The sequence below is a fragment of the Rhodoferax lacus genome (assembly GCF_003415675.1).
GTDB classification, from domain to species: domain Bacteria; phylum Pseudomonadota; class Gammaproteobacteria; order Burkholderiales; family Burkholderiaceae_C; genus Allorhodoferax; species Allorhodoferax lacus.
Map to the genome: position 1 here is coordinate 85,860 of NZ_QFZK01000009.1, position 17,192 is coordinate 103,051.

Consider the following 17,192-nt stretch of genomic DNA (forward strand, 5'->3'; position numbering starts at 1 on the left):
TCTTGCGTGCGCCCCCGCCTCAAAGGAACCGCTCTTGAACACCGAATTGATGACCCAACGCAGCGCCGGTGTGGTGCTGCACCCCACCAGCTTGCCCGGCCCGCACGGCAGTGGCGACCTGGGCCCCGACGCCTATTACTTTGTGGACTGGCTGCACGCGGCCGGGCAGACGCTTTGGCAGACCTTGCCCCTGGGCCCCATCGGCCTGGCCAACTCGCCGTACATGGGGCGCTCGGCCATGGCGGGCAATCCGTTTCTGGTGGCCTTCGAGCCGCTGGTGAAGCGGGGCTGGCTGGCTGCCGCGTCCCTGCACAACGCCTTTGTTGCCGAGCATGTGCGCTTTGATGACGTGCTGCCCTGGCGCATGGCGCGGCTGCGCGAGGCTTTTGCGGGCTTTCAGGAGAAGGCCGAGGCGACAGAGCGCGAGAGCTTTCAGACCTGGCAGGCCGACAACCGTGCCTGGCTGCCGGACTATGCGCTGTTCATGGCCCTGGACGACGCCTATGGCACCGACCTGTGGACGCAGTGGCCCCAGGCCCTGGCCCAACGGGAGGCAACTGCCATGGCCCAAGCCCGCAGCACGCACGCGCAGGAAATCGCCTTCTGGGCCTTTGTGCAGTGGCAGTTTGATGGGCAACTGCAGGCGCTCAAGGCCTATGCCAACGGCAAGGGCATTTATCTGGTGGGGGACCTGCCCATCTTTATTGCCCACCATTCCTGCGACTGCTGGGCGCGCCCGGACCTGTACCTGCTGGATTCTGAGGGCCAACCCACGGTGGTGGCTGGTGTGCCGCCGGACTACTTTGCCGTGGAAGGCCAGCGCTGGGGCAACCCCCTGTACAACTGGGACGCCATGGCCGCAGACGGCTACCAGTGGTGGGTGGAGCGCATACGCCGCCAGCTGCAGATGGCCAATGTCATCCGCATCGACCACTTCCGGGGTTTTGAGGCCTGCTGGGAAATCCCGGTGACCGAGCCCACCGCCATCCACGGCCGCTGGACCCAGGGCCCGGGCTATGCCCTGTTTGAGGCGGTGGAGCGCGCCCTGGGCCGGCTGCCCATCATTGCCGAAGACCTGGGGCTGATCACGCCCGAGGTGGATGCCCTGCGCCTGCGCACTGGCTTTCCCGGCATGCGGGTGTTGCAGTTTGCCTTTTCGGAAGATGCCGGCAGCGGCCATCTGCCGCACAACTACGTGGCCAACACGGTGGTGTATTGCGGAACCCATGACAACGACATGGCCGTGGGCTGGTGGGTGTGCTGCAGCCCGCATGAGCGCGCCTTTGCCTCGGCGTATCTGGGCACCGATGGGCACGAGGTGCACTGGGCCATGATCCGCGCCTGTGCCCTGTCGGTGGCCAACCTGGCACTGTGCCAGTTGCAGGATGTGCTGGGGCTGGATGGCTACCACCGCATGAACACGCCGGGCAGCATGGGCGCCTGGACCTGGCGGTTTCGGTGGGACTGGGTGAGGCCGGAGCATGCCGAGCGTCTGGCACGCATCACGGCGGTGAGTGGGCGCACAGGGTTTGAGCGGGCAGGCTTGCCGACCTAGGGAAAGCACCAACTAGATTCCAAAAACGTTTTTGCCGATAATCAAAAACGTTTTTGGAAGCCGCTGTCTGGTTTCCCAACCAGGAGCCTTCCCCATGAGTCAGTCTGACGTTCGTTTGCGCGGAATCCAGAAAAGCTACGGCAAAGTGCACGTCATCCATGGCGTGGACCTCGACATCGAGCCGGGTGAGTTCACCGTGTTTGTCGGCCCCTCGGGCTGCGGCAAGACCACCCTGCTGCGCATGATTGCCGGGCTGGAAGAAATCTCGGGCGGCACCCTCACCATTGGTGGTGAATCTGTCAACGACCTGCCGCCAAGCGACCGCGGCGTGGCCATGGTGTTCCAGAGCTATGCGCTCTACCCGCACAAAACCGTGTTTGACAACATGGCTTTCGCGCTCAAGATTGCCAAGGTGCCCAAGGAAGAGATTGCCAAGCGCGTCAACGCGGCCGCCGAGATTCTGCAACTCGGCGAGTACCTGCAGCGCCTGCCCAAGGCGCTGTCTGGCGGGCAGCGCCAGCGCGTGGCCATTGGCCGAGCCATCGTACGCAACCCCAAGGTGTTTTTGTTTGACGAGCCACTCTCCAACCTGGATGCAGCCCTGCGCACCAAGATGCGGGTGGAACTGGCCACGCTGCACCGGTCCCTGGGCGCCACCATGATTTATGTGACGCACGACCAGGTCGAGGCCATGACGCTCGCGGACAAGATTGTGGTGCTCAACAAGGGCCGGGTAGAGCAGGTGGGCCGTCCGCTGGACCTTTACAACAAGCCTGCCAGCCTGTTTGTGGCCGGCTTCATCGGCTCGCCGCAGATGAACTTCATCACCGGCGACTTTGCTGCGCAGCGCGGCGCCACCACCGTGGGCCTGCGGCCCGAAAACCTCAGGGTACAGGCCGGTGGCCCCCTGCAGGGCACGCTCAGGCATTCTGAGAAGCTGGGCAATGAGACCTTTGCCTATGTGAATGCCGGCGCCATGGGCGAGATTACCGCACGCATGGAGGGCACGCTGCCCCTGGAGCCCGGCAACACCATCGAGCTGGCATTTGCGCCCGAGCACCTGTACCGCTTCAACGCGGACGGCAAGAGCATCTGATTTTTGGTTTGCTTTGCGGAATAGGCCGCCAAGTATTTTTAGGAGACGACGTGTATGTTCAATAAAAATGTAATTGCTGCTGGCACCTTGCTGGCTCTGGGGGCTCTGGCCACCCCTTCCGTGGCGGCCGACTACAAGGGCCCCAACCTCAAGGGCGAGGTGGTCAGCATCACCTGCCCCTGGACCGGCGCCGAAGAGGGCATGTTCCAGAAGGTGATCGACAATTTCGAGAAGGCCACCGGTGCCACTGTCAAGCACTCCTGCTCGCAGAGCTCGGAGCAGCAAATCGTCATCGACATCAAGGCCGGCTCGCCCACCAATATCTCGGTGTTTCCACAGCCCGGCCTGGCCGCCAACATGGCTGCCATTGGCGGCCTGACACCCCTGGGCCCCAAGGCGCAGGACTGGGTCAAGAAGAACTACGCTGCAGGCAGTTCCTGGGCCGATCTGGGTACCTACAAGAACAAGGCCGGCAAGGAAGAGTTCTATGGCATGTTCTACAACGTCAACGTGAAGAGCCTGGTCTGGTACATCCCCGAGAACTTCAAGGAAAAGGGCTACAAAGTGCCCAAGACCATGGAAGACCTGCAGGCCCTGACCAAGAAAATGGCCGCTGACGGCGGTGCCAAGCCCTGGTGTATCGGCCTTGGGAGTGACGCTGCCACCGGCTGGCCCGCCACCGACTGGGTGGAAGACATGATGCTGCGCACCCAGACCCCCGAGGTGTATGACGGCTGGGTCAACAACACCATCAAGTTCAACGACAAGCGGGTGATCGAGGCCATCGAGGCCTACGGCTGGTTTGCCAAGAACGACGCCTATGTGGACGGCGGCGCCAAGGCCGTGGCCACCGTGAGCTTCAAGGACAGCCCCAAGGGCATGTTTGGCTCGCCACCCAAGTGCTATATGCACCGCCAGGCCAGCTTCATCCCCGCCTTCTTCCCTGACGGCAAGGCCAGCGATGCAGACTTCTTCTACTTCCCCTCGTTTGCCGGCAAGAAGCTGGGCAACCCGGTTCTGGGCGGCGGCACCATCCTGACCATCACCAAGGACAGCAAGGGCGCGCGCGCTTTCATGGAGTACCTGCAGCACCCCCAAGCGCATGAAATCTGGATGGCCGAGGGCGGCTTCCTGACGCCGCACAAGGGTGTGGACCTGGCCAAGTACAAGACGCCTGCGCTCAAAAAGCAGGGCGAAATTCTGCTGGGTGCCACCACCTTCCGCTTTGACGGCTCCGACCTGATGCCCGGCGCCGTGGGTGCGGGCAGCTTCTGGAAGGGCATGGTCAATTACTCCGGCGGCGCGTCTGCCAAGGATGTGGCTGATGAAATCCAGAAGAGCTGGGACGCCATCAAGTAAGCAGGCCTGAAGCCCTGAGCAACAACGCGAGCTGACCACCATGAATGAAGCACTGATTCAAACCATTACCGCCGTGGTGGTCAGCATCGCGTTTTGCCTGCTGTACTTTGCGGGCTCCAACCTGCTGCTCGACAAGCTGGTGGATGCCTCCTCGGGCAGCAAAAACCGCAAGGAAGGCATCAAGTCGGGCATTCGGCCTTGGCTGTTTTTGGCGCCTGCGATGCTGCTGCTGGGCGTCTACCTTTTTTATCCGCTGTTTGAGACGTTTCGCCTGAGCTTCTTCGATGCCACGGGTGAGACCTTTGTGGGACTGTCCAACTACACGTGGGTGTTTACCGACCAGAATTTTCTAATCACCATTCGCAACAATTTCATGTGGCTGCTGGTGGTGCCGGCCACGGCCACGGCCTTTGGCCTGATCGTGGCTGTGCTGGCCGACCGCGTGTGGTGGGGGCACTTTGCCAAGTCCATGGTGTTCATGCCCATGGCCATCAGCTTTGTGGGCGCCAGCGTGATCTGGAAGTTTGTGTTTGACTTCAAAGGCCCGGACTCCGAGCAGATCGGCCTGCTCAACGCCATGGTGATGGGCTTGGGTCGGAAGCCGCAGGCTTGGGTGACGATTCCCTTTTGGAACAATTTCTTTTTGATGGCCATTCTGGTCTGGATACAGACCGGCTTTGCCATGGTGATTCTGTCGGCTGCACTGCGCGGCGTGCCACAGGACACGATTGAGGCTGCGCGCATTGACGGCGCTTCCGAGCTGCAGATCTTTTTCGAGATCATGGTGCCTCAAGTCATGTCCACCATCCTGGTGGTGTGGACCACCATCACCATCACCGTGCTCAAGGTGTTTGACGTGGTGATGGCCATGACCGGCGGCCAGTGGGACACCAGCGTGCTGGCCAACCTGATGTACGACTGGATGTTTAGAGGCGGTGGCGACTACGGCCGCAGCTCCACCCTGGCCATGGTGCTGATGTTTGCCGTGGTGCCGGTGATGGCATTCAATATCCGACGCTTTCGCACCGAAGAGGCCCAGCGATGAAAAAGTATTTCTCCCTGCCCAGCCTGCTGGCGCAACTGCTCCTGCTGCTGATTGTGGCCACCTGGGTCGTACCGACCTTTGGCCTATTGGTATCGAGCTTCCGCGAAAAAGAGCAGCTGGTCTCCAGCGGCTGGTGGACGGCGCTCTCCACCCAGACGCGTGCCGACATGCGGCGCACCGGTGGCAGCCAAAGCGTGGTGCAGGACGGCGACAAGTACGTGATCACCGGGCGCCTGTTTGCCGAGGCCGCCCAGGTGCGCCTCAAGAACTTTTCCCTGCAGTCCTCCAAGCCAGACCAGTTTGAAGTGGGCGCCCGCATGGAGGTGGCCGATGGACAGATCTTTGACGAGGAAGACGGCAAGCCCGATGGCTCGCTCACCGTCAACGCCGACAGCACCTACCGCCTGGAGCTGAGTGCGCCGTATGACAAAGACAAGGGCGTGCGCATTTTCTATGTGGCCGAAACACCACCCACCTTCAGTACCAACAACTATTCCAAAGTGGTGGCTTCCGAGGGCGTGGGTCAGGCCTTCTTGAACACCTTCCAGGTCACCATCCCGGCCACTTTCATCCCCATCCTGATAGCCGCCTTTGCCGCCTATGCCTTCAGCTGGATGGAGTTTCCCGGGCGCAAGTGGCTGTTCATTGTTGTGGTGGGCCTGCTGGTGGTGCCGCTGCAGATGTCGCTGATTCCGCTGCTGCGTTTGTACAACCAGTTGGGGGAGGCCTTTGGCGTGGAGTCCAAGTCCTTTCTGGGGGTGTGGCTGGCGCACTCGGCTTTTGGCCTGCCGCTGGCCATTTACCTGCTGCGCAACTACATTGCCGCGCTGCCGCGCGACATCATCGAGAGTGCGCGCATGGACGGCGCCTCGCACTACCAGATATTCACCAGCATCGTGCTGCCGCTGTCCTTCCCGGCCTTGGCCAGCTTTGCCATCTTCCAGTTTTTGTGGGTGTGGAACGACTTCCTGGTGGCCCTGGTCTTTTTGGGCAAGGCGCCAGAGCACATTGTGCTGACCATCAAACTCAACGACTTGCTGGGCTCGCGCGGCGAGAGCTGGGAAATCCTCACTGCCAGCGCCTTTGTGTCGATTGCCGTGCCGGTGCTGGTGTTCTTTTCATTGCAGCGCTTTTTTGTGCGTGGCCTGTTGTCGGGGTCGGTCAAGGGCGGCTGAAAAAATGCCGCGCCCCGGCTTAGGCCCGCAACAGGCGCTGTAGCATCAAAGCACTGCGCTTGGGAGTCCGTTTTTGGGTTTGAAAATCAACATGCACGATGCCAAAACGCTGGCTGTAACCATGCGCCCATTCAAAGTTGTCCATCAGGCTCCAGACGTAGTAGCCACGAATGTCGGCACCGCTGCGGATCAGATGGGCCACCTGCTCGAAATGGGCCTCCAGGTAGTCGCAGCGCATGCCGTCATCCACGGCGCCACGCGCCACACCGGTGTTGTCGGCCGCGCCATTCTCGGTAATCCACAAGGGCGGCAGGGGCCACTGGGCCTGCAGGTTCTGCACCACGCGGGTCAAACCCTCGGGGTAGATTTCCCAGCCTATGTCGGTCAGGCGTTTGGGTTTTTGGGGTGGCACAAAAGTGTAGCCGCGCTCGGCGTCGCGGTGCTTGGCGGAGCCAGGGCTGGGGGCCATGTCTTGTGCTTTGGCAATCGAGCGCGTGTAGTAATTCAATCCCATGAAGTCCATCGGCTGGGCGCAAATCGCCAGATCGCCTTCGCGGCGCAGGCTGCCCAGATCTCCGATTTGCTCCAGCAGTTCCTGCGGCCACTCACGGCCAAACAGCGGGTTCAAAAAGCTGTCGTTGCGCTCCAGCTCGGCCAGGCGCGCAGCGGCCACATCCTCGGGCCGGTCGGTGGCGGGGTCACACAGCTCCGGGTTGAGCACGATGCCCAACAGGGTGTTGGGTTGCACCGTGCGCCAGGCCTGCATGCCCAAGCCGTGGGCCAGCATCAGGTGGTGGGCGGCTACCAGGGACTCTGCGCGGTTCTGCCCGCCCGGGGCAAACACACCCAGGTCATGGCCCAGGAAGGCCGAGCACCAGGGTTCGTTGAGTGTGGCCACGCGCGGCAGGCGGTCGCCCAGATGGCGGGCCACCAGCTCGGCGTAATCGGCAAAGCGGTAGGCGGTGTCGCGGTTCAGCCAGCCGCCTTCCAGATGCGCAGGCAGGTCCCAGTGAAACAGGGTGGCGTTGGGCGTGATGCCGTGCGCGTCCAGCGCATCCAGCAGGCGCTTGTAAAAGTCGATGCCCGCCAGGTTGGCCTTGTGGTCCACGGTGGTGATGCGCGGCCAGGCGATGGAAAAGCGGTAGTGCTTGAAGCCCAGGTCGGCGATGAGCTTCACATCGTCAGCAAAGCGGTGGTAATGGTCACAGGCCACATCGCCATTGCTGCCGTCCAGAATGCGCCCGCTTTGCGCGCAGAACGTGTCCCAGATGCTGGGCACTTTGCCATCGGCAGTGCTCGCCCCTTCGATCTGGAAAGACGAGGTGGCGCAGCCCCATTCAAAACGGGCAGGCGACAAAAGCGGGTCCAAAGCGTGCATGCGATTCATCCTTACAAGTTGCGGGCTCCATTGTCCGGCGATTTCCTTTACCAATAGACTCATTATTCATAGGTACAGCAATGCAGATTCAAAAAGCTCCTAACGACAACTGGTGGCGTGGTGGCGTGATCTACCAGATCTACCCGCGCAGCTTTGCCGACAGCAATGGCGACGGCATTGGTGATTTGCCCGGCATCACCGCCCATCTGGATTACGTGGCCAGCCTGGGTGTGGATGGCATCTGGCTCTCGCCCTTCTTCAAGAGCCCGATGAAGGACTTTGGTTACGACATCAGCGACTACTGCGATGTGGACCCGATGTTCGGCACCCTGGCCGACTTCAAGGCCCTGGTGGACCGTGCCCATGCCCTGGGCCTGAAGGTGATGATTGACCAGGTGCTGTCGCACAGCGCCGACCAGCACCCCTGGTTTGTGGAAAGCCGCGCCAGCAAAGACAACCCCAAGGCCGACTGGTACATCTGGGCCGATGCCAAGGATGACGGCAACCCGCCCAACAACTGGCTTTCTATTTTTGGCGGCAGCGCCTGGCAGTGGGATACGCGCCGCTGCCAGTACTACATGCACAACTTCCTGACCAGCCAGCCGGACCTGAATTTTCACAATCCCGAGGTGCAGGCCGCCTTGCTGGATACGGTGAAGTTCTGGCTGGATTTGGGGGTGGACGGCTACCGGCTGGATACCGTCAACTTCTATGTGCATGACGCCCAGCTGCGCGACAACCCGCCGCGCGGCCGGCCCACCAGCGAAGACCCGGCAGTCAACGCGGTCAACCCCTACGGCTGGCAGTGGCACAAGCACGACAAGAGCCAACCGGAGAACCTGGACTTCCTGCGCAAGCTGCGGTCTCTGGTGGACCAGTACCCCAACACCACCATGGTCGGCGAGATCGGTGACGACGACGGCCTGGCCCGCCTGGCCGAGTACACGCGCGGTGGTGACAAGCTGCACATGGCCTATTGCTTTGACTTGTTGGGCGCAGAGCATTCCGCGGGCTTTTTGCACCGTTTCCTCAGCCGCTTTCAAAGCATCTCCGAGGGCGGTTGGCCCTGCTGGGCCCTGTCTAACCACGACGTGCCGCGCTTTGCCACGCGCTGGGGCGGCGCCCAGCCCGATGCCGCCCTATTGAAGTTGGCAGCAGCTATGCAGCTCAGCCTGCGCGGTTCCCCCTGTATTTACCAGGGCGACGAGTTGGGCCTGCCCGAGGTGGCCATTGCCTACGAAGACCTGCAGGACCCCTATGGCATCACCATGTGGCCCGAGTTCAAGGGACGTGACGGTTGCCGCACGCCCATGCCCTGGGTGCAAGGTGCGCCCGATCTGGGCTTTGCGCCTGCGGGCAAGGCACACGCCAAGCCCTGGCTGCCGGTGGCCGAAACCCATCGCCAGTTGGCCGTGGATGCGCAGGCGGCGGCCCCGGCCTCACTCCTGCAGTATTACCGCCACCTGCTGCACTGGCGCAAAACACAACCAGCATTGCTGCAGGGCGAGATGCAGCTGCTGCCGGTGCATGCGCAGGTGTTTGCCTTTGTGCGTGCGACGGAAGGCGCGCGCGTGCTGTGCGTATTCAACTTCAGTGACCAGCTTGCGCACTATGACTTGCCGTCCGACTGCAAGGTGGCGCAGCACTTGACGGATAGTGGCTTGACTGGTGCTACTCTCTTGGCCGACTGTGTGGACCTGGCCCCTTGGGGCGGACTGTTTGCACGGCTGACCTGACCCACTTCACAAACATCCATGAACATCAAAGCGCTCGCCAAAGAACTGGGGCTGTCCACGTCCACGGTGAGTCGTGCCTTGAATGGTTACCAGGATGTCAATGAACAGACCAGGTTGCGCGTGGAGGCTGCCGCCAAGGCCCTGGGTTACCGTGCCAACGCAGGGGCGCGCCGTCTGGTGCGCGGCAGCACCGAGGCTATTGGCATCGTGTATTCGGCGGCCGTGGAGAACCTGGGCAACCCCCAGTTCCTGGACATGGCGGGGGGCTTGTCCGAGCGCCTGCACTCTGAACACTTTGACCTGATGCTGGCGGTGGCCAGTGATGAGATGGACCTGGACATCTATGACCGCCTGTTCCGTGGCGGTCGGGTGGATGCGGTGGTGCTGCCCAACACGCGGGTGGAAGACGCCAGGGTCAACTATTTGCTGGAAAAAGGCTATCCCTTCCTGGCCTATGGGCGCACGGGGAATTGCAGCGGCTACTCCTGGTTTGATTTTGACAACGATGCGGGGAGCAGGCTGGCAGTGCGGCACCTCGCGGCCCTGGGGCACAGGCGCATCGCCTATGTGCACTCGCCGCTGCTGCTGAACTTTGCCTGGCAGAGGCATCGCGGCTTTCTGGCAGGGTTGCAGGAGGCCGGGTTGTCCTTCGACCCGGCCTGTCTGGCCGGACCCGCCGTGGACCGCCGCAGTGGCCGTGAGGCAGTGCAGGCGCTGATGGCACTGAACCAGCCGCCCACCGCCATTGTGGTGGACAACAACCTGGGCGGCATTGGCGTCATGCGCGGCTTGATGGACCGGGGTCTGAGGCTGGGTAAAGACATTTCGGTGGTGGTGCACGGCGTGATTCCCGCTGACTCGCTGCTGGCGGGGTTGGACGCGACCATGGTGACCCAGCCCACGGCCCATAGCACGGGTGTGACCATGGCGGACATGGTGTTGCAGGTGCTGCGTGAGCCCGCTGCAGGGCCGTTTCAGATGCTCAGGCAGCCGGAGTTGGTGGTGGGGCAGACGACAGGCCCAGCGGCCTGATCGGTTAGCCAGGCGCTTACATAAAAATGGCTGGAAAGCTCCACAGCCAGGAGCCCCACAAGGCAGGTTTGACTCGCTTAGCCCATCGTTTGGTGGAGTAACGGAATGCTGCTCGGTGCTGCAAATCCGCTGCCTCCTCGCAGGGTATGTCGCATTCCTGGCCAGAGACCGGATACAGACCGGACTTCACCAAAGTGTTCAAAGCTAGCTGGCACTCTTCCAGAAAGAGCTCGCGCTTTCGATACATGGATCTCTTCTTGGATGGAACTTCCGTCAAATCCTTCCTGCGTACACCTGGCTCCAGCATGAAGTGGCCATCAGCGCCAAGGGTTGCACCATTTTCTGTCCAGATGTCGTCGTAATTGGCAAATATCGCTGCCCGCTGCTTGGCATCAAAGTAGGGGTGTTGGTGTTGGCGGTTGCGCTCTTGTACGGCGGCGATCGTCTTTGCTTGCATCGCTTCGCACAGTACAAGGAACAGCGCAATGCAAAGATCGCGCGGACGCATGCCGTGAGCGGCTTTGGTCAACAGCTTGTAGGTATCGTCACTATCCGTTTGTTTGACGCCTTGCACCGCCCCTATATAAACACTGCGCTTGCCATTTTCCTCAGACAGCAGAAAAGCGACCGAATACACGCGTTCACCCGCATAGAACAGACTCATGGTGCATTGACCCTCGCGGCCAAACCAGGGTTGGTTTTCCAGGCACACTTCCAATGATTCACAAAGCGCATCCAGTTTGAGTATGGATTTGATTTGTCGGGGGCCGATCTGCAGCAGTTCGCCTAAATTGTGCGCTTCGCGGTAATGCAGGATGACATGCTGCAAACGCTGTTTGGGAGTCCACCGTGCATCCACCAGAGGCCAGACCAACATACCCAGGAAATGGGGCTCATCAGTCAGAATCTTGCTGATGTTGCCGTACGGCGCATCGCTGTAGATTGTCGAAACACTTCGAAAATCAATAAATCCCTGCAGCCACAATTGTGCAAACAACTTCGGGTTTCCCCAGTGCCCCCCGCGATACAGGTCTTTGGTGGCTTGAAGAAGTGCGAGGTAAGTTTTTTGCATGACAGCGGATTTCAGTTTGACTTTACCTGCAATTGCCCAGGCTTCGGACCAGTGGCTCGGTGGAAACCCTTGTATGTGTTGAGTATTTGACAAAAATACAAATATTCAGAACGTGTTGTCTGGTGGTGCTGAGGACTCCCTATAATCACCCATCCGAGGAGCGTTGCAGTTCACACCCGTGAACGAGGCTCGGACCCGGTGGCTCACCCGATCCACCGCACCAACGGCGCTCACCCACTGCATGTGTCGGGTGAGCCCATTCAAAGTTCCCCGCACCTGTTTGTGGCTTTCAAATTTACTTTTGGAGTGAAACATGAGCGTGCTGAAATTTGCCAAGACCGAAGACTACAAAATCGCCGACCTGAGCCTGGCCCCCTGGGGACGCAAGGAACTGACGATTGCCGAGACCGAGATGCCCGGCCTGATGGCCATCCGTGAAGAGTTCGCCAAGGCGCAGCCGCTCAAGGGCGCACGCATCACCGGCTCGCTGCACATGACCATCCAGACTGGCGTGCTGGTCGAAACCCTGCAAGCCCTGGGCGCTGAAGTGCGCTGGGCATCGTGCAACATCTTCTCTACCCAAGACCACGCCGCTGCCGCGCTGGTAGCGCAGGGTACACCCGTGTTTGCCCACAAGGGCGAGACGCTGGCCGAATACTGGGACTTCACCCACCGCATCTTTGAATTCGGACCCAAGGGCAGCAAGACCGAAGGCCCCAACATGATTCTGGACGACGGCGGCGACGCCACGCTCCTGATGCACCTGGGTGCCCGCGCCGAAAAAGACATCAAGCTGCTGGCCAAGCCCGGCAGCGAAGAAGAGATCTGCCTCTTCAACAGTATCAAGGCCAAGCTCAAGGTGGACCCCACCTGGTACAGCCGCCGCCTGAAGGCCATCATCGGCGTGACCGAAGAAACCACCACCGGCGTGCTGCGCCTGAACGAAATGTCCGAGAAGGGCACGCTGGCCTTCCGCGCCATCAACGTGAATGACTCGGTGACCAAGAGCAAGTTCGACAACCTGTACGGTTGCCGCGAATCCCTGGTGGACGCCATCAAGCGCGCCACTGACGTGATGATTGCCGGCAAGGTGGCTCTGGTGGCCGGGTACGGCGATGTGGGCAAGGGCTCGGCCCAAGCCCTGCGTGCACTCTCTGCCCAAGTCTGGGTGACCGAAGTGGACCCCATCAACGCCCTGCAGGCCGCGATGGAAGGCTACAAGGTTGTGACCATGGAATACGCCGCCGACAAGGCCGACATTTTTGTGTCCGCCACTGGCAACAAGAATGTCATCACCTACAAGCACATGGCGGCCATGAAGGACCAGGCCATCGTCTGCAACATCGGCCACTTCGATAACGAAATCGACGTCGCTTCGCTGGAAAAGCTGAAGTGGGACGAGATCAAGCCCCAAGTGGACCACGTGATTTTCCCGGCCACCAAGGGCAAGAACGCCAAGCCCGAAAAGCGCATCATCTTGCTGGCCAAGGGCCGTCTGGTGAACCTGGGTTGCGGCACTGGCCACCCCAGCTTTGTCATGTCGTCGAGCTTTGCCAACCAGACCATCGCCCAGATCGAGCTGTTCACCAAGCCCAAGGACTACAAGGCTGGCAAGGTCTATGTGCTGCCCAAGCACTTGGACGAAAAAGTGGCACGCCTGCACCTCAAGAAGGTTGGCGCCATGTTGTCTGAACTGACCGACGAGCAAGCCGCCTACATCGGCGTGAGCAAAGCCGGCCCATACAAGAAAGATACCTACCGGTATTGAACACACCCCCGAAGCGCCTGCGGAAGGCGCGGGGTGTCACACAGGTAAAACGATGCGAATTGATCAACTGCTGGTTCAGCGGGGGCTTGCCAACACCCGTTCACAGGCGCAAAGGCTGATTGCCGACGGCGTCGAATGGGCGCAGGGCGAGACCTGGCGGCGCGTTGCCAAAAATGGCGACGAGGTGCCGGAATCGGCCGAGGTGCGGCTGCTCGATGACTCCGAGGCGCGCTACGTGTCGCGCGGCGGGCTCAAGCTCGAAGCCGCCCTCAAGCAGGTGGGTCTGTCCGTTGAAGGCTTTGCCTGTCTGGATGTGGGTCAATCGACCGGTGGGTTTACCGACTGCCTGTTGCAGGCCGGTGCCAAGTCCGTGGTGGGTGTGGATGTGGGGAGCGCGCAGTTGCACCCCATGCTGCGCTCCGATCCGCGGGTGCTGTGTGTGGAAAAAGTGAATGCGCGTGCGCTGACCGCAGAAGACCTGATTCAGGCCTACGAGGACAGCACGGGCGAGGACGGCCCATTTGAAGTCGATGGCGATGATGCTTACGACGACGAAGACGCAAGCGACAACGACAACGACAACGGCGACGAAAACGAAGCGGCCCAGGCGCAAGCCGAATCCGACTTTGTGCCGGCGTTTGATCTGATCGTGGCCGACCTGTCCTTTATTTCCCAGACCCTGGTGCTGCCAGCGGTGGTGCCCTTGCTCAAGGCGGGTGGCACCCTGCTGACTTTGGTGAAACCCCAGTTTGAACTGCAGCCCGGCCAAGTCGGCAAGGGCGGCATTGTCAAAGATCCGGAGTTTTACGTCGTCGTGGAGCAGCGTTTGCGCGAAGCATGTGCCGCTCTGGGGCTGACAGTTACCGCGTGGTTCGACTCGCCCATTGAAGGCGGCGACGGCAACCGCGAGTTCTTTATTTGCGCCAGCAAACCGGCGCAGTAAATGCCTGCGTAGCCCGGCGCTGCGCAGTGAGGTAGGAGAAAAAAGCATGTCTAATGCCAAGCGTGTCCCCCTGAGCCTGGAGTTTTTCCCGGCCAAGAATCCGGATGTGGCCGCCAAAATGGTCGGCATCCGCAAAGATCTTTCGGTACTGCAGCCCGAGTTCTGCTCGGTGACCTTCGGAGCCGGTGGCACCACGCAGGAAGGCACCTTTGCCACCCTGCGCGAAATGGTTGCCGAAGGAACAGCTGCGGCATCCCATCTGTCTTGCATTGGCGCCACCAAGGCCTCGATTGCCGAGCAACTGGCCCAACTCAAGGCCATGGGTGTGAAGCGCATCGTGGCCTTGCGCGGCGACTTGCCCAGCGGTTATGGCGTGGGCGGCGACTTCAAGTTTGGCAGCGACCTGGTGCGCTTTATCCGCGAGGAAACCGGCGACTATTTCTCGGTGGAAGTGGCGGCCTACCCGGAAGTGCACCCACAGGCCAAGTCCCCGGCGGCAGACCTGGAAGCCTTTGCCACCAAGGCCCATGCCGGCGCCAACTCGGCCATCACGCAGTACTTCTTCAACGCCGATGCCTACTTCCGCTTCCGTGACGACGTGGTGGCCATGGGCGTGGAAATTCCCATCATCCCCGGCATCATGCCGATCACCAACTCCACCCAGCTGATGCGCTTCTCAGATAGCTGTGGCACCGAGATTCCGCGCTGGATTCGTCTGCGGCTGCAAAGCTTTGGCGAGGACACCGCGTCCATCAAGGCGTTCGGCATGGAGGTGGTGACGGATTTGTGCGAGCGCTTGCTCAAAGGCGGGGCGCCTGCGCTGCACTTCTACACCATGAACCAGAGTGCGCCGGTGCTGGCGCTGTGTTCTTGTCTGGGTTTGACGCCCGTGGCGCAGCCCAGGGTGCTTCAGGCAGCGGCTTGATCACTGCCAAGCCTCTCGCCCCGCCACTATGAGCGGGGCAGGGGGGCTGATTAGCCCCCGCTCTCCAGGGTAAACGCCGCATGCTGGTCCTGTCCCAGTGCCTTCACCAACTGCGGCATCGCGTCTTTCAACAAGGCCTTCAGCGTATGCGGTGGATTGATCAAAAACATGCCGCTGGCAGGCAAGCCAGGCCGCACCACTTCCCCTTCAGCATCCTGCGTGAGCTTGCTGTTTTTCACAGTCAGCGAAACGCTCAGCCAACTCTTGCCCGACTTGTTGGCCAGGGTCTTCAGTTTCTTGGGCACATCGTGGGCCTCGGGTCGCGGAATGATGGGATACCACACTGCGTAGGTGCCGGTGGGAAAGCGCAGCATGGCGTCCGTGATCATGGCCTGCACCCGCGCGTAGTCGTGTTTGACTTCGTAGCTCGGGTCGCACAGCACCAGCGCGCGGCGCGAGGGCGGGGGCAGGAACTTCTTCAGGCCCTCAAAGCCGTCTTCGCGCAGGATGGCCACCTGGCGTCCGGCTTCGAGCTGGGCAATGTTGGCGGTGAGCGTCTTGGTGTCGGTGGGGTGCAGTTCGAACAGCTTGAGCTTGTCGCGCCCGTGCAACAGGCTTTGGATGATGAAAGGCGAGCCCGGGTACACCGACCAAGTGCCGCCCTGGTTGAAGCCCGCCACCATTTCCACGTAGTCCTGAATGGCCGCAGCAAAAGGCTCAGTGGGTTTGTTGGCGATCAGCTTCAAAAAGCCCTCGGCCGCCTCGGCACTGGTCTTGGCGTAGTCACCGTCCAGGCGGTACAGCCCGGCGCCGGCATGGCTGTCAAACACGTTCAAAGCCGTGTCTTTTTGCGTCATGTAGCGCAGCACCGCCAGCAAAACAATGTGTTTGAGAACGTCGGCGTGGTTTCCGGCGTGGAAGGCGTGGCGGTAACTGAACATGGGCCTATGGTAACGCTTTCGCCACAAAAGTTCCCCAAAACCTGATGAACATTCATATAATGGAGGGCTTCGCAGCGCCATGTGGTTCCGCGGCGAAGATGCCAAACCAGCTCTTTACCGGGCTGCGGAGGCACAACCCACCTAAGAGATTCCCCGCCAAAAGCCGAAAGGCCAGAGGTACAAGAAGGAACACCGACCGTGGAAAAGAGCCCGCCAAACCAACTCCTTTAGGAATTTCTCATGTCAACTTTCAGCGCAAAACCCGCTGAGGTCGTGCACGAGTGGTTTGTGATTGACGCGACCGACAAGGTCCTCGGACGAGTAGCCAGCGAAGTTGCTCTCCGTTTGCGCGGCAAACACAAGGCCATTTACACGCCTCACGTCGATACCGGCGATTTCATCGTCATCGTCAACGCATCCCAACTCCGTGTCACGGGCGCCAAGCCCATCGACAAGGTGTACTACCGTCACTCCGGTTACCCCGGCGGCATCACTGCCACCAACTTCCGTGACATGCAAGCCAAGCACCCCGGCCGCGCTTTGGAAAAAGCCGTCAAGGGCATGCTGCCCAAGGGTCCTCTGGGTTACGCCATGATCAAGAAGCTCAAGGTCTACGGTGGTGCCGAGCATCCCCATACCGCCCAGCAGCCCAAGGTTCTGGACATCCCCGGTATTTCTGCCAACGCAGTGAAGAGAGAGGCCGCCAAATGATCGGTGAATGGAACAATGGAACCGGCCGTCGCAAATCCAGCGTCGCCCGCGTGTTCCTGAAAAAAGGCTCCGGCCAAATCGTGGTGAACGGCAAGGCCATCGAAAACTTTTTCGGTCGCGCCACCTCCATCATGATCTGCAAGCAGCCCCTGCTGTTGACCAACCACGCTGAAACCTTTGACATCATGGTCAATGTGGCAGGCGGCGGCGAGTCCGGCCAGGCAGGCGCAACACGCCACGGCATTACCCGCGCACTGATCGATTACGACGCAACCCTCAAGCCAACCTTGAGCGCTGCCGGCTTCGTGACCCGTGACGCACGTGAAGTCGAACGTAAGAAGGTCGGCTTCCACGGCGCTCGCCGTCGCAAGCAGTTCTCCAAGCGTTAAGCTGCCAGACAAGCACCTGCTTACAAATGGCAAAGCCGCTGGAACGCAAGTTCCGGCGGCTTTTTTT

The 17,192-nt window shown here is 60.8% G+C and carries 15 protein-coding genes and 1 riboswitch; of the genes, 12 read left to right on the forward strand and 3 right to left on the reverse strand.

Going from position 1 to position 17,192, the window contains the following annotated elements; genetic code table 11:
* Window positions 1-34: 34 nt before the first annotated feature.
* The 5 genes from malQ (at window position 35) to DIC66_RS14525 (ending at window position 6,230) form a co-directional block, all read left to right on the forward strand.
* Window positions 35-1,555 (forward strand): 4-alpha-glucanotransferase, encoded by a 1,521-nt coding sequence (malQ, locus tag DIC66_RS14505; protein WP_338052498.1) that lies wholly within the window; start codon window positions 35-37, stop codon window positions 1,553-1,555.
* 94 nt (window positions 1,556-1,649) lie between these two features.
* Complete coding sequence (locus DIC66_RS14510) at window positions 1,650-2,651, forward strand: ABC transporter ATP-binding protein (RefSeq protein WP_117178431.1); 1,002 nt, start codon at window positions 1,650-1,652, stop codon at window positions 2,649-2,651.
* 54 nt (window positions 2,652-2,705) lie between these two features.
* Complete coding sequence (locus DIC66_RS14515; RefSeq protein ID WP_117178433.1) at window positions 2,706-4,010, forward strand: ABC transporter substrate-binding protein; 1,305 nt, start codon at window positions 2,706-2,708, stop codon at window positions 4,008-4,010.
* Between the two features lie 40 nt (window positions 4,011-4,050).
* Window positions 4,051-5,055 carry a carbohydrate ABC transporter permease gene (locus DIC66_RS14520; RefSeq protein ID WP_117178435.1) on the forward strand — a complete coding sequence of 335 codons (1,005 nt, stop codon included), beginning with the start codon at window positions 4,051-4,053 and terminating at the stop codon, window positions 5,053-5,055.
* On the forward strand, window positions 5,052-6,230 hold the full coding sequence (locus DIC66_RS14525) for a carbohydrate ABC transporter permease (RefSeq protein ID WP_117178437.1): 1,179 nt from the start codon (window positions 5,052-5,054) through the stop codon (window positions 6,228-6,230). The genes DIC66_RS14520 and DIC66_RS14525 overlap by 4 nt, the downstream gene beginning before the upstream one ends.
* A 19-nt stretch (window positions 6,231-6,249) precedes the next feature.
* Here the strand turns inward: DIC66_RS14525 and DIC66_RS14530 are convergent, their stop codons facing one another.
* Window positions 6,250-7,608, reverse strand: coding sequence for a GH1 family beta-glucosidase (locus tag DIC66_RS14530; RefSeq protein WP_199534755.1), 1,359 nt, complete (start codon window positions 7,606-7,608; stop codon window positions 6,250-6,252).
* 80 nt (window positions 7,609-7,688) lie between these two features.
* Here DIC66_RS14530 and DIC66_RS14535 point away from each other — a divergent pair, with 80 nt between their 5' ends.
* Together DIC66_RS14535 and DIC66_RS14540 are read left to right on the forward strand one after the other, a co-directional pair.
* Entirely contained in the window at window positions 7,689-9,344 is a 1,656-nt protein-coding gene (locus tag DIC66_RS14535; protein ID WP_117178441.1) for an alpha-glucosidase family protein, read from the forward strand.
* An 18-nt stretch (window positions 9,345-9,362) separates the two neighbouring features.
* Complete coding sequence (locus tag DIC66_RS14540; RefSeq protein WP_117178443.1) at window positions 9,363-10,376, forward strand: substrate-binding domain-containing protein; 1,014 nt, start codon at window positions 9,363-9,365, stop codon at window positions 10,374-10,376.
* 16 nt (window positions 10,377-10,392) lie between these two features.
* On the opposite strand, the gene DIC66_RS14545 is transcribed toward DIC66_RS14540, so the two are convergent.
* The gene (locus DIC66_RS14545; protein ID WP_117178445.1) at window positions 10,393-11,448 is read right to left on the reverse strand and encodes a DUF535 family protein; all 1,056 of its coding nucleotides are present in this window, start codon (window positions 11,446-11,448) and stop codon (window positions 10,393-10,395) included.
* Window positions 11,449-11,597: 149 nt separating this feature from the next.
* A riboswitch (S-adenosyl-L-homocysteine riboswitch) is annotated at window positions 11,598-11,687 on the forward strand.
* Between the two features lie 74 nt (window positions 11,688-11,761).
* Between DIC66_RS14545 and ahcY the strand changes: the two genes are divergently transcribed.
* Genes ahcY through DIC66_RS14560 form a run of 3 tightly spaced genes read left to right on the forward strand, consistent with a single transcriptional unit; the run spans window position 11,762 to window position 15,084 of the window.
* The gene (ahcY, locus tag DIC66_RS14550; protein ID WP_117178447.1) at window positions 11,762-13,216 is read left to right on the forward strand and encodes an adenosylhomocysteinase; all 1,455 of its coding nucleotides are present in this window, start codon (window positions 11,762-11,764) and stop codon (window positions 13,214-13,216) included.
* Window positions 13,217-13,268: 52 nt separating this feature from the next.
* Entirely contained in the window at window positions 13,269-14,159 is an 891-nt protein-coding gene (locus DIC66_RS14555) for a TlyA family RNA methyltransferase (protein ID WP_117178449.1), read from the forward strand.
* A 46-nt stretch (window positions 14,160-14,205) separates the two neighbouring features.
* Entirely contained in the window at window positions 14,206-15,084 is an 879-nt protein-coding gene (locus DIC66_RS14560) for a methylenetetrahydrofolate reductase (RefSeq protein WP_117178451.1), read from the forward strand.
* 50 nt (window positions 15,085-15,134) lie between these two features.
* Here DIC66_RS14560 and DIC66_RS14565 read toward each other — a convergent pair whose 3' ends face one another.
* Window positions 15,135-16,025 carry a 23S rRNA (adenine(2030)-N(6))-methyltransferase RlmJ gene (locus DIC66_RS14565; RefSeq protein ID WP_117178453.1) on the reverse strand — a complete coding sequence of 297 codons (891 nt, stop codon included), beginning with the start codon at window positions 16,023-16,025 and terminating at the stop codon, window positions 15,135-15,137.
* A gap of 240 nt (window positions 16,026-16,265) precedes the next feature.
* On the opposite strand from DIC66_RS14565, the gene rplM reads away from it, so the two are divergent.
* Window positions 16,266-16,736, forward strand: a complete 471-nt coding sequence (gene rplM / locus DIC66_RS14570; protein WP_117178455.1) for a 50S ribosomal protein L13 — start codon at window positions 16,266-16,268, stop codon at window positions 16,734-16,736.
* A complete protein-coding gene (rpsI, locus tag DIC66_RS14575) occupies window positions 16,733-17,125 on the forward strand; it encodes a 30S ribosomal protein S9 (RefSeq protein ID WP_117178457.1) in 393 nt (130 codons plus the stop codon). Before rplM ends, rpsI begins: the two co-directional genes overlap by 4 nt.
* Window positions 17,126-17,192: the final 67 nt, after the last annotated feature.

What these genes read in the sequence shown, in the direction of transcription:
- rpsI (WP_117178457.1), top strand. Translation starts at nt 16,733, where the DNA reads ATGATCGGTGAATGGAACAATGGAACCGGCCGTCGCAAATCCAGCGTC.
- DIC66_RS14540 (WP_117178443.1), top strand. Translation starts at nt 9,363, where the DNA reads ATGAACATCAAAGCGCTCGCCAAAGAACTGGGGCTGTCCACGTCCACG.
- DIC66_RS14520 (WP_117178435.1), top strand. Translation starts at nt 4,051, where the DNA reads ATGAATGAAGCACTGATTCAAACCATTACCGCCGTGGTGGTCAGCATC.
- DIC66_RS14565 (WP_117178453.1), bottom strand. Translation starts at nt 16,025, where the DNA reads ATGTTCAGTTACCGCCACGCCTTCCACGCCGGAAACCACGCCGACGTT.
- DIC66_RS14545 (WP_117178445.1), bottom strand. Translation starts at nt 11,448, where the DNA reads ATGCAAAAAACTTACCTCGCACTTCTTCAAGCCACCAAAGACCTGTAT.
- DIC66_RS14525 (WP_117178437.1), top strand. Translation starts at nt 5,052, where the DNA reads ATGAAAAAGTATTTCTCCCTGCCCAGCCTGCTGGCGCAACTGCTCCTG.
- DIC66_RS14515 (WP_117178433.1), top strand. Translation starts at nt 2,706, where the DNA reads ATGTTCAATAAAAATGTAATTGCTGCTGGCACCTTGCTGGCTCTGGGG.
- DIC66_RS14560 (WP_117178451.1), top strand. Translation starts at nt 14,206, where the DNA reads ATGTCTAATGCCAAGCGTGTCCCCCTGAGCCTGGAGTTTTTCCCGGCC.
- DIC66_RS14535 (WP_117178441.1), top strand. Translation starts at nt 7,689, where the DNA reads ATGCAGATTCAAAAAGCTCCTAACGACAACTGGTGGCGTGGTGGCGTG.
- DIC66_RS14510 (WP_117178431.1), top strand. Translation starts at nt 1,650, where the DNA reads ATGAGTCAGTCTGACGTTCGTTTGCGCGGAATCCAGAAAAGCTACGGC.
- ahcY (WP_117178447.1), top strand. Translation starts at nt 11,762, where the DNA reads ATGAGCGTGCTGAAATTTGCCAAGACCGAAGACTACAAAATCGCCGAC.
- DIC66_RS14555 (WP_117178449.1), top strand. Translation starts at nt 13,269, where the DNA reads ATGCGAATTGATCAACTGCTGGTTCAGCGGGGGCTTGCCAACACCCGT.
- rplM (WP_117178455.1), top strand. Translation starts at nt 16,266, where the DNA reads ATGTCAACTTTCAGCGCAAAACCCGCTGAGGTCGTGCACGAGTGGTTT.
- DIC66_RS14530 (WP_199534755.1), bottom strand. Translation starts at nt 7,608, where the DNA reads ATGCACGCTTTGGACCCGCTTTTGTCGCCTGCCCGTTTTGAATGGGGC.